This window comes from Lactobacillus delbrueckii subsp. delbrueckii DSM 20074 = JCM 1012 (assembly GCF_001433875.1).
Classification (GTDB): Bacteria; Bacillota; Bacilli; order Lactobacillales; family Lactobacillaceae; genus Lactobacillus; species Lactobacillus delbrueckii.
In genome coordinates this window covers 1-11,294 of the sequence record NZ_AZCR01000050.1, presented here as the reverse complement: position 1 = coordinate 11,294, position 11,294 = coordinate 1, and the positions used below count along the sequence as shown (strand labels likewise).

9 protein-coding genes are annotated in these 11,294 nt (G+C 49.8%); 3 read left to right on the top strand and 6 right to left on the bottom strand.

Annotation, left to right across the window (positions count from 1 at the left end; translation table 11 throughout):
• Positions 1-110: 110 nt before the first annotated feature.
• Positions 111-419, bottom strand: coding sequence for a hypothetical protein (locus tag FD23_RS06790; protein ID WP_025896169.1), 309 nt, complete (start codon positions 417-419; stop codon positions 111-113).
• Between the two features lie 137 nt (positions 420-556).
• Here FD23_RS06790 and FD23_RS06785 point away from each other — a divergent pair, with 137 nt between their 5' ends.
• Positions 557-3,697, top strand: a complete 3,141-nt coding sequence (locus FD23_RS06785) for a DUF3427 domain-containing protein (RefSeq protein WP_025896170.1) — start codon at positions 557-559, stop codon at positions 3,695-3,697.
• Positions 3,698-3,779: 82 nt separating this feature from the next.
• Complete coding sequence (galE, locus tag FD23_RS06780) at positions 3,780-4,769, top strand: UDP-glucose 4-epimerase GalE (protein WP_025896171.1); 990 nt, start codon at positions 3,780-3,782, stop codon at positions 4,767-4,769.
• 192 nt (positions 4,770-4,961) lie between these two features.
• Here galE and FD23_RS06775 read toward each other — a convergent pair whose 3' ends face one another.
• Entirely contained in the window at positions 4,962-5,804 is an 843-nt protein-coding gene (locus FD23_RS06775) for a C40 family peptidase (protein WP_052933755.1), read from the bottom strand.
• Between the two features lie 192 nt (positions 5,805-5,996).
• On the opposite strand from FD23_RS06775, the gene FD23_RS06770 reads away from it, so the two are divergent.
• A complete protein-coding gene (locus tag FD23_RS06770; RefSeq protein ID WP_025896172.1) occupies positions 5,997-7,367 on the top strand; it encodes an amino acid permease in 1,371 nt (456 codons plus the stop codon).
• 625 nt (positions 7,368-7,992) lie between these two features.
• On the opposite strand, the gene FD23_RS06760 is transcribed toward FD23_RS06770, so the two are convergent.
• The 4 genes from FD23_RS06760 to FD23_RS06745 are packed head-to-tail and all read right to left on the bottom strand — an operon-like array spanning position 7,993 to position 11,179.
• Complete coding sequence (locus FD23_RS06760) at positions 7,993-8,361, bottom strand: DUF956 family protein (protein ID WP_003615959.1); 369 nt, start codon at positions 8,359-8,361, stop codon at positions 7,993-7,995.
• Between the two features lie 9 nt (positions 8,362-8,370).
• Entirely contained in the window at positions 8,371-9,285 is a 915-nt protein-coding gene (locus FD23_RS06755; protein ID WP_052933756.1) for a PTS system mannose/fructose/sorbose family transporter subunit IID, read from the bottom strand.
• A 28-nt stretch (positions 9,286-9,313) separates the two neighbouring features.
• Complete coding sequence (locus tag FD23_RS06750) at positions 9,314-10,126, bottom strand: PTS mannose/fructose/sorbose transporter subunit IIC (protein ID WP_025896433.1); 813 nt, start codon at positions 10,124-10,126, stop codon at positions 9,314-9,316.
• An 18-nt stretch (positions 10,127-10,144) separates the two neighbouring features.
• Positions 10,145-11,179, bottom strand: a complete 1,035-nt coding sequence (locus FD23_RS06745) for a PTS sugar transporter subunit IIB (RefSeq protein ID WP_025896432.1) — start codon at positions 11,177-11,179, stop codon at positions 10,145-10,147.
• Between the last annotated feature and the right edge of the window lie 115 nt (positions 11,180-11,294).

Below are 11,294 nucleotides of genomic sequence, written 5' to 3'. Positions count from 1 at the left end.
CCCGATTGAATATCGGAATCATGTTTTAACAACCTTAACGGCGTAATACTAAATTGTCCCAATTTTGGGGGTCACATCATCTTAACTAGAAGTCAGCTGCTTTTGCTTTCTTATAAATTGTTGGATGACATGATGTAAAAAGTCAATAAGACAGAAACTGCAAAACACAAGGCTGCCGCCAGTAAGTAGGCCAGAAAAATATTGACCCCGTGCTTGGCAAAAGTCACTCCTAACAAGTCAATCCCGCAAAGCAGGGCGAAATCAGCAAGCGAAGCCCCAAACTTGGCCTGGCCAAAATGGCTCAGCATCAGGCCAATGATAACCGCGGCTGCAATACAGATACTCCACCGCCGGCTGGTCTTAGGCGGATAAGCGCTAATGGCCCGCTCTTTAAGATGTTGCATGTAATTCTTCATCATTTTTCCCCCTTAGTAAAAATCCTGCTATAAGCATACTATAGTCTTTTTTGTGAGAATGGTAATAAAAAGCCATGACTTAGCAATTTTCCCCGAACCTGATACAATTAAGGCAAAACACTTCAGAAAGCAGGAAAAGCATGCTGAAAGACGGTATTTATGAACAAATCCTTAACCAAGAAATCCTGGACCAGCTGGAAAAAATTGACCCAAAAACCAGGGATTATAAACTGGAACAGCTAAACGCTGATGACTCCCGCCAGCTCTTGACCATCTACCTCTCCCAGGTCATCCGGTCGGGCCTGCACTACCTCCGCGACAGCTTCAAGTCCGGTGAAGACAAGGCTGCCCTCATCGCCCAGATCCGCATGGCCAACTCCATCGTCGACCAGGTCGCCCAGCATACCGGCGAAGCCGACTACGAGGACCTGCAGATCCTGGAACAAGGCGAAGTCCTGACCTCCATCTACCACAAGCTGACCCAGTCCCAGCAGATTACCCCCATCCGGCCCCAGACTTCCATAGTGGAGAATGCCCTTTTTACCGGCAGTAAAAATGAGCCCAGCATGCTCAGTGAAATCAAGAAGGAAATCGCCTCTTCCGACCAGGTCGACTTGCTCGTTTCCTTCATTAAGTGGTCAGCCATCCGCCCCCTTTTAGGAGATTTGGAAGCTTTTTGCCAAAAAGCCGGCCACCAGCTGCGGGTGATCGCGACAACCTATACCCAGTCAACTGACTACAAGGCTATCCTGACCTTGAGCCAGCTGCCCAACACTACAGTCAAGATCAACTACGAGACCGACCACGCCCGCCTGCATGCCAAATCCTATCTTTTTAAAAGAGAGACTGGCTTCTCCACCGCCTACATCGGTTCCTCCAACCTCTCCAGCGCTGCCTTGACCACGGGCCTGGAATGGAATGTCAAGGTCACTGAGCAGGAGTCTTTTGACATCGTCAACAAATTTGCCGTTTCCTTTGAAAGCTACTGGAACGACCCCTCTTTTGAAACTTTTGACCCGGATCAGGAAGACTGCCGGAAGAAACTGCAGATAGAACTGAACCGGCATAAGGCAAACACCTTCCACCTGGAAACCAGCATCCGCCCCTACAACTACCAGCAGGAGATCCTGGACCGGCTGCAGGCTGAGCGGGAAGTTTACGGCCATTATAAAAATCTCCTCGTCGCCGCCACCGGGGTGGGGAAAACCGTTATCGCCGCCTTTGACTTCAAGCGCTACTTGGCAGAGCATCCCCATGCCCGCCTCCTCTTCGTCGCCCACCGGCAGGAAATCCTGGAGCAGAGTCTGCAAAAGTTCCGCGAGGTCCTCAACGACTTCAACTTCGGGCAATTACTGGTCGGCCAGTACAAGACTGATGATGTCAGCCAGCTTTTCGTCTCCATCCAGTCCTTTAACTCAGAAAAAATGTCTGACCTCTTGCCCAGCGACTACTACGACTTCATCATCATCGACGAATTCCACCACGCCGCGGCCAAGTCCTATCAAAAGCTGCTCAGCCACTTCAAGCCCAAGATCCTTCTGGGCCTGACCGCGACCCCTGACCGGATGGACGGACAGGATATCTTGCAGTACTTTGACGGCAATATTGCGGCCGAAATGCTGTTAGGCGAGGCTATCGACCGCCAGCTCCTCTGCCCCTTCCAGTATTTCGGGGTCACCGACAATGTTGACTACTCCGGCATGAAATGGAGCCGGGGCCAATACGAGGTCAGCGAACTGGAAAATGTCTATACGGCTAACGACGCCCGGGCCAAGTTGATTTTGCGCAGCCTGGACAAGTACAGCAACAATTTGGAAGACATCAAGGGCTTAGGCTTCTGCGTCAGCGTCAAGCACGCTGAATTCATGGCCGCCGCCTTCAACCAGGCCGGCATCCCTTCCGCTGCTTTGTCTGGCCAGACTGCCCAGGCTGACCGCCAGCAGGCTAAAGAAGATTTGACCTCCGGCAAGCTTAAGTTTATTTTTGTCGTTGACCTCTATAACGAAGGTGTCGACATTCCAGCCGTCAACACCATCCTCTTCCTGCGGCCAACCCAGAGCCCGACCATCTTCCTCCAGCAACTGGGCCGGGGCCTCCGCCTCAGCCCGGGCAAGGATTGCTTGACAGTCCTGGACTTCATCGGCCAGGCCAACCGCCACTATAACTATGAGGCCAAGTTCAAGGCCCTGACCGGACCAGGCCATGCCCTGCCATATGAAATCAGAGATGGCTTCCCGCACCTGCCGGCAGCCTGCTATCTGGAGCTTGAGCCCGTTGCCAAAAAGTACATCCTGGCCAACCTTGGCCAGAACGCGGCTAACAAAAATGGCTTGACCCAGCGGGTGAAGACTTTTAGCGAAGACACGGGCCTGGAATTAAACTTGGCTAACTTCCTCAAGGTCTATGACATGAGTCTTTATGACTTCTACCACGCCAGCGGGTCGCGTTCACTTTTCCGCTTGAAGAAGTGGGCCGGACTGATTACTGACGACCGGGATGTGGAAAACCAGGTCTACCAGAAGTTCAGCAGCTTTTTCCACATCGATTCCAAAAGGCTCCTGGACTACTGGCTGGCTTACCTAAAGACGCCAAAAGAGGCAAGTAATGAGACTGAACGCTTGATGCTGGGGATGCTCTACTACAGCTTCTACAAGAAAAAGCCGGCCCAACTGGGCTTTAAGGACCTGCATGAAGGGATTAGGGACTTTTTAAAGGAAGACTTCGTTAAAGAGGAATTAATGGAAGTCCTCCGCTACCGGCTGAGCCAGTTGACCGTCTTGCCGGAAGCTAACGAATACCCCTTCACCTGTCCCTTGGAAGTCCACTGCCACTACAATGTCAACCAGATCATGGCAGCCTTTGACTACTTCAACCAGGACCAGTCCCCGGAATTCCGGGAGGGGGTCAAGTACTTCGCTGATAAAAAGACGGATATCTTCCTTATTAATCTGAACAAGAGTGAAAAAGACTTCTCCCCGTCAACCATGTATGAGGACTATGCCATCAATGCCCAGCTTTTCCACTGGCAGAGCCAGAGCCAGGACCGGCCAGCCAGTCCCAAAATCCAGCGCTATATCCACCAAGGCGAGACCGGCAATCTGATTTCTCTTTTTGTCAGAGAGTTCAAAAAGCAGGGAAATTATACAGCAGCTTACACTTTCTTAGGCAACGCAGATTATGTTTCAAGTGCAGGCGAGCGGCCGGTTTCCTTTGTCTGGCACCTCCACCAGGCGATTCCGGCCAGTCTTTTGGCCAAGGCCAACAAGGCAATTGCCCTGTAATTGCTTCAGCCGGGGAAAGCATTTTCTGTTATACTAGGTATCAGTTAGGTTTTGCAAAAAAGTATAAAAAAAAGGAGTAAACATGAAAACTTTAGTTGTAGGTGGTGCCGGCTACATCGGCTCCCACGCTGTAAGACGGCTGGTTGCCGATGGTAATGACGTAGTCGTTTTGGACTCACTGTTCACTGGTCACAAGGAAGCTATTGACCAAAAGGCAAAGTTTTACCAAGTTGACCTTTTGGACAAGGATGCGGTAGCTGACGTCTTGAAGAAGGAAAAGATCGAAGCTGTGATGCACTTTGCTGCTTACTCTTTGGTCGGCGAATCAGTCAAGAAGCCGCTGAAGTACTACAAGAACAACGTATCCGGCATGATCAGCCTGCTAGAAGCCATGGAAGAAACCGGGGTTAAGTACCTGGTCTTCTCATCCAGCGCTGCGACTTACGGCATCCCTGAAAAGCTGCCAATCACTGAAGAAACTCCGCTCAACCCAATCAACCCTTACGGGGAAACCAAGATGATGATGGAAAAGATCATGCACTGGGCTGACAAGGCTAACGGGATCAAGTCCATCGCCCTGCGTTACTTCAACGTGGCGGGTGCTTCCCTGGACGGATCAATTGGTGAAGACCACCATCCAGAAACCCACTTGATTCCTAACATCATGAAGGCTGCCCTGGCTGGCGGCGGTGACTTTACTATTTTTGGCGACGACTACGACACCAAGGATGGTACTAACGTCCGCGACTACGTGCACGTGGTTGACTTGATCGACGCCCACGTCCTGGCTTTGAAGCACTTGATGGAAACTAACCAAAGCGACGTCTTCAACCTGGGTACGGCCACCGGCTTCTCCAACTTGGAAATCCTGAAGGCCGCCATCAAGGTTACCGGCGTTGACATTCCTTATACTATCGGGCCACGCCGCGGCGGTGACCCGGACTCACTCGTTGCTGACTCAAGCAAGGCCCGGAAGGTGCTGGGCTGGAGTCCGAAGTACGAAAATGTCGACGACATCATCGCCAGCGCTTGGAACTGGCACCAAAAGCATCCTAACGGCTTTAGCAAGTAAGACAAAGAAAAATAGTGGAATTTCCTCAGATGGAAGGTCCACTATTTTTTTGCGCTTATTTGTTATCAACGCTAAGTCTTTTTTGGCGCTGAATAGTCAAAAATACTAATGCTGACCAGGCCTGCCCCAATCCCGGCCAAGTACTTCATTTACTCGATTGTAGCATAAGCAATTGGGACCAGTTCATTCCTCTTAAAACAGGGAGCCGCACTTCTCGATCATCTGGAAGAGGTCGGCCCGGTAGTCAGGGTCTTCCTTACGAAGGCTGCTGATGGCTACCCCGAAGTGCTCCTTATAGCCAGTTGAGTTAATGTACTTGCCGTGGCCCAGGTACATGGCAATATGTCCTGAGAAATAAATCAAGTCCCCAGGCCGCAAGTCTTCAAACTCAATCTCGTGCACCGGCCAGGCTTCTTTGATTTCCGCGTCCCGCCAGAGCAGGACCCCGTTTAGCATATAGCTCATGAAGACCAGGCCCGAGCAGTCGATCCCCAAGGGGCTCTTGCCCGCCCACCGGTACTGGTAGCCCAAGTACTCCTTGGCGGTCTCCGTTACCTGCTTTCTGAAGCTTTCTTCATCCGGCTTGGCTTGGAGCAAAAAGTATTCCGGATCTGCTGACCACAAGAAGTCATCTTCATCCAGCCGCTTTGCCAAGGCCGTCTTGGAAACCCAGCCGCTTCGTCCGTCCAAGAGCTTAACCTTGTAATAGCCGTCCACAAGCTCATCCGTCACGTTATGCAGGCTGCCCTTATAAACCGTCAACAGAATGTCGGCTGAAACCTTGGGCTCAGCCAGGACGTCAATGACTGGCCGCCGGATGAGTTTGACCTCCCGCGCCTTGATTTCTTCCAGGCTAACTAGAGTTACCGCGGCCTTTGGCACGTAGCCCTTATAGCCGTAATGACTGGTTACGTACCAAAAGTCTTCATTTTTCCCGGTTGCCTTGACAGCCCAGCCGTATAAAAGTTCATCGCTTCTGGATTTGAGGTCGTCTTCCGTCATGAAGACCGCTGGTTGATTGATCAAGCCGTACATTTGCCTTCCTCCTAACTTTAATCGCTTATTTTTCCTTCTTTATCCTAATCGTAGATAACCCCAGTCATTTTTGCAAGAAGACAACGTGCCCTATTTCTTAAGATTCCTTTGCCTTATAGGCTATTTTCTCAAATTAATTTCACTTTCTGCCAGCTTATGTTAAAATATTTCATGTAACTCAATGGAGGTCTTATGGAAGAAAAGAAAACACAAAGTACATACAAACGAACACTGACCAATGCCCACATTCAGCTGATTGCCCTAGGCGGGACGATCGGGACCGGCCTCTTTCTTGGGGTCGGCAACAGCATCCAGAAGGCAGGGCCGGCAGTCATCTTGATCTACATCATCGTCGGCCTCTTCCTCTTTATCTTGATGCGGGCCCTGGGTGAACTGATCTTATCTGACTTAAAGAAGCACACCTATATCGAGTTTATTGAAAAATATCTTGGCAAGGACATCGGCAAGGTGACTGGCTATCTTTACTGGCTCAGCTGGCTGATCCTGGCCATGGCGGAAACGACGGCCTTAGGCATCTACTTCAAGTCCTGGCTGCCCAACCTGCCGACCTGGCTACCCGGGGTGCTCTCAGTCGCGGTCCTGCTCTTGATCAACTTGATCTCTGCCCGCTTCTTCGGGAACCTGGAGTTTGCCTTCGCTATCATCAAGATTTTGATGATCGTCGGCTTCGTTATCTTCGCGGCCTTCATGCTGCTGAGCTCCGGTTCAACCAAGTACGGCCAGGCCAGCTTCAGCAACCTGTACGCTGACGGCTTTTTCAACAACGGGGCAGGCGGCTTCTTGCAAGGCTTCCAGATGGTTATCTTCTCCTTCATCGGGGTGGAACTGATCGGGCTGACAGCCGCTGAAGCCAAGGATCCGCACAAGACTATCCGGAGCGCGATCAATGAATTGCCACTGCGAATCATCCTCTTCTACGTTTTGGCGATTATCGGGATTTTGGTGATCCTGCCATGGAACAAGGTTTCAACTTTCAGCTCACCATTCGTCCAAGCTTTGATGGGGGCAGGCTTTAAGGGTGCCGGCAACTTGATCAACTTCGTGGTCATCACGGCAGCTATTTCAGCAACCAACAGCTTCCTCTACAGTGCCGGCCGCCTGCTCTTCTCCGTTACTTTAGGCGGGGAAAGCAAGTGGAGCAAGTTCTTCGCCCAGCTCAACCACCGGCAATTGCCAATGAGAGGCCTGGTCTTCTCAGCCTTAATCATCATCTGCGCGCCTTTGATCACCATGATTATGGGGGACGAAGCCTTCAGCTTCATCTCATCAATGGCAACCAGCATGTTCCTTTTGATCTGGATCATCATGACCTTGACCCACCTGCGCTACCGGCAGGTTACGCCAAAGGACCAGCTACATGAATTCCAACTGCCAGCTTACCCATACCTTGACTACCTGCTCTTGGCCTTCTTCGGTGCCATAGTTATCCTGCTCCTCTTCCTTGAGAGCTACCGGGTCCCAATGATCACGGCTTTGATCACCTTCGCTGTCCTCTATGGTTTCAGCAAGGCCTTCAATAAGAAAAAAGAAGCAGCAAAATAATTAATGAGATACAACAAAAGCTGACCGCAAGGTCAGCTTTTTTATGTACTTTAGTATTTCACCAAGAAGAGGCCGTTACGCTTAAGCAGCTTATAACCAGCTTCTTCGACTTCTTAGAAAGCTTATACAGATCAGCATCAATGCCGCTTTCGATCCGGAGCAAGGAATAGTGCTTCTTGTCCCTAAAAAGGAAATTTACCCAGAGGTAATGGTCTGTCACAATCAACTTCTTGCTGATCTCCAGCAGATCAGCCACAGGCAGCTCGGTCAAGCAAGTCAGGATAAGTTTCTTTAGCCAGATCATGATCCAAAAAAATGTGTGTCTCATACTGGCTGACCAGCATTAACAGCAACAGGAGCATTTTGTCCGCGTAGGCTTCGCCAATCGTATGCGACCTCAAGCACTCAAATATCTCATCGAATTGTCTGGAGGCTCCATTTTTGGAAAACAATCGATATAGCAATTCCTTGGTCCTGGATTGCGGAGCTGGTCCACCAGCTTATATGCCTGCTTTGCTTTCATGTCGATCCTCCATTGGCAAAACTCTCTTTTCAGTATAACACGGAGATTTTTAACATTACCGCACAAAAATAAGCCCGGACTTGGTCCGGGCTTATTTCCATTCTATTTCTTTTTGCGAGTAAAGAAGAGCTTGATCGTATCCCAAACTCCCAAAGCCTGCCGCATGTGGTCGGCCGGGACATACTTACGGATCGCCCGCAGAGTCTTCTTCGGATCCTTGGTAATAAAGATGAACTTCCCATCCTTCTTAGTCCGGATCTCAAAGCGGGGAATGTACTTCCCTTTGAAGTGAACGTCCGCGACTACATAAGTTATCTGATCCCAAGGAATCTGGATATAGTCTTCAACATTCTTCTCGTTATAGAATTCAAAAGCTTCATCGCCGATCATGACTTTGCCATAGGTAGTCATGGCCCGGAACCAAGTTCCGGATACAGCCAGATCAACGGTCTTATTCATTGATTGAGCCATTTGTTAATCTTACATCAAGCCCCATACGTGAAAGAGGATACCAACAACGAAGATACCCAAGATGATAACAATTGGAGAAACTTTCTTCTTCAAGAGCCACATGCAAAGGAAGGTAAGCAGCAGACCTGCCAAACCTGGAACCAGCATGTTCAAGTTGTCTTGCAGAGTAGTAACCTTGGTTTTAGTCAAGGACAGACCATGAGCTCGTTCGATCAAGGCTTCCTTGATACCAGCAGTACCGCTTGGCAGCTTGGTCCAGTCGATGTAACCACCCTTTTGGATTGGCACTTCTGAAACCTTCAGGGTGAAGTTGATGCTTACCCAACGTTCGATCAAGGCACCCAGGACGAACATACCCATCATGGCAGCCCCACGGGTAACCTTCTTCAGCAAACCACCTGAAAGGTCGGAGCTGATAGCGGCACCAGCCTTGTAACCCAATTCTTGAGTGTACCACAAGAAGGCGATACGGATCAGGTTCCAAAGAATGAAGAAGAGGATTGGCCCGAGGATGTTACCGTTGATGGCCATTGAGGCACCAAGGGCACCGAGGATTGGACGAACAGTGTACCAGAAGACTGGGTCACCGACACCGGCCAAAGGCCCCATCATACCAACCTTAACACCTTGGATAGCTTCGTCGTCAACTTCAACGCCATTAGCCTTGTCTTCTTCCAAAGCCAGGGTAACACCAATGATTGGTGAAGCCAAGTAAGGGTGAGTGTTAAAGAAGACTAGGTGACGCTGCAAAGCAGCAGCCATGTCTTCCTTGTTTGGGTAAAGCTTTCTTAAAGCTGGGATCATACTGTAGGCCCAACCACCGTTCTGCATTCTTTCGTAGTTCCATGAACCTTGCAGAAGTTGTGAGTGCCACATAACGTCCCAACGATCACGCTTTGATAAAGTTACTTTCTTTTCAGTCATGATTTATCTCTCCTTTCTGGCTTGATTTCTAATAGTCATCAATGATGTCGCCCAGCGGGTCACCAGTACCAGCTGCAGCAGCATCGCCAGAGCCTTTGCTTACCTTTTCTTCCAAAGCGAGGTACATCAAGGCCATAGATAAACCAATCGCACCCAAGGCAATCAAAGTCAAGTCCTTAACGCCGGCCAAAGCGAAACCAATGGCGAAGAATGGCCATACTTCACGGCTGGCCATCATGTTGATAACCATAGCGTAACCTACGGCAACAACCATACCACCACCGATGGTCATACCATCTGACAGCCAGGCTGGCATAGCAGCCAGTGCGCTTCTAACAGTTTCAGTTGGAATAGCAAGCAACAAGCCGGCTGGGATAGCAATGCGCAGACCCTGCAAGCAGACAGCGATCCATTGCGATACGTTGATCATGCGCCAGTTACCTTCTTCGGCGTACTTGTCCATGATATGAACGATGGCAGTTGAAATAGTCCGGACCAACATGGTCAAGAATAGACCGGCAACGGCCAAAGTGATGGCCAAGCCAGTGGCAGTCCCGATACCCTTGGTACCTTGACCACCCTTGATCAAAATGATGGCTGAGGCAACAGCGGCCAAAGCTGCGTCAGGTGCGACAGCGGCACCGATGTTGGCCCAACCCAAAGCGATCATTTGCAAAGAACCACCGAGCATAATACCCAAGGTAAGATTGCCAGTAACTAAACCGATTAAAGTACATGCAACCAATGGTTGGTGGAATTCCCATTCATCCAGGATACCTTCCATCCCGGCCAGGAAAGCTACCACAATCACCAGGATGACTTGAATAGCATTTAAGTCCATTTTTAACTCCCTTTCCCACTACTTTTGTTCATCGAGCAGGCTTTGTGCCTTCTTCTTTTGTTCATCGAGCAGGCTTTGTGCCTTCTTCAGAATTGAATCCATGTTTTCAGGGGTGTCTGAAGGAACCTTGCGGACGTCGAACTTGATGCCCATCTTTTCGAGTTCACGGAAAGTGTCGACGTCAGTCTGATCCATGGACAGAACGTTGTTGGCGTTAACCTTGCCCTTGCTGTATGACATGGAGCCGACGTTCAAAGTCTTGATGTCTACGCCGTTCTTGATCGTTTGCAAAGCATCTTCTGGGTTTTCAAACAACAAGAAGGCGCGCGTAGTACCAAAACGCGGGTCTTCATAGATTTCCTTCATCTTCTTCAATGGAACGGTGTGGGCTACCGTACCAGCTGGAGCAGCTTCACGGATCATGCTCTTGCGCAGGTCGTCCTTGGCAACCTTGTCAGAAACCACGATAACCCGGTCTGGGTGAAATGCTGGAATCCAACCAGTTGCAACTTGACCGTGCAACAAACGTGAGTCAATTCTGGCACCAACGATCTTAATGTGACCGTCGCCCAAAACAGTCCCTTCTGGGATTGCTTCCTTAGGAGAGCCAGCTGCGGCTGCAGGTGCAGCTACCTTTTCCTCTGCAGGCATTAAGCTTTCAGGCTTGGTCTTGATACCATCCTTAGCTGGCTTAATTATCGCAGTTGCGATGTCTTGCGCGGTAGCCTTGTCATTGATCATTCTTTGGGTCAAGGCTTCAACTACCATTGGCAAGTTCAAACCGGAAACGATTGCCCACTTGTCGTGACCGTCGAGCAAACCGTTTGCCTGGTTGAAAGGCGTGCCACCCCACAGGTCAACCAGGAACAAAACTTCTTCCTGGTCTGCAAAAGAAGTAATCGCTTCATTCATCTTACCCTTAATATCATCTGGGCCTTCAGAAGGCTTCAGAATGACATGGGCAAAATTGTCTTGTGGGCCAAAGAGCATTTGCGCGGATTCGGCAATACCGTCCGCGAAACCGCCATGGCTAGCTAAAACAATTCCTACCATGATATTTCCTCCTCAAAAACTTCGGTACATTTCTATCGCCGATTGTAAAATTAAACTGAACACTGTTCCGATCCAGTAAGAAAAATCGTTTTCACTGGATCAGAGCACAAAAAAT

What these genes read in the sequence shown, in the direction of transcription:
- FD23_RS06755 (WP_052933756.1), bottom strand. Translation starts at nt 9,285, where the DNA reads ATGACTGAAAAGAAAGTAACTTTATCAAAGCGTGATCGTTGGGACGTT.
- FD23_RS06750 (WP_025896433.1), bottom strand. Translation starts at nt 10,126, where the DNA reads ATGGACTTAAATGCTATTCAAGTCATCCTGGTGATTGTGGTAGCTTTC.
- FD23_RS06790 (WP_025896169.1), bottom strand. Translation starts at nt 419, where the DNA reads ATGATGAAGAATTACATGCAACATCTTAAAGAGCGGGCCATTAGCGCT.
- FD23_RS06760 (WP_003615959.1), bottom strand. Translation starts at nt 8,361, where the DNA reads ATGGCTCAATCAATGAATAAGACCGTTGATCTGGCTGTATCCGGAACT.
- FD23_RS06785 (WP_025896170.1), top strand. Translation starts at nt 557, where the DNA reads ATGCTGAAAGACGGTATTTATGAACAAATCCTTAACCAAGAAATCCTG.
- FD23_RS06745 (WP_025896432.1), bottom strand. Translation starts at nt 11,179, where the DNA reads ATGGTAGGAATTGTTTTAGCTAGCCATGGCGGTTTCGCGGACGGTATT.
- FD23_RS06770 (WP_025896172.1), top strand. Translation starts at nt 5,997, where the DNA reads ATGGAAGAAAAGAAAACACAAAGTACATACAAACGAACACTGACCAAT.
- FD23_RS06775 (WP_052933755.1), bottom strand. Translation starts at nt 5,804, where the DNA reads ATGTACGGCTTGATCAATCAACCAGCGGTCTTCATGACGGAAGACGAC.
- galE (WP_025896171.1), top strand. Translation starts at nt 3,780, where the DNA reads ATGAAAACTTTAGTTGTAGGTGGTGCCGGCTACATCGGCTCCCACGCT.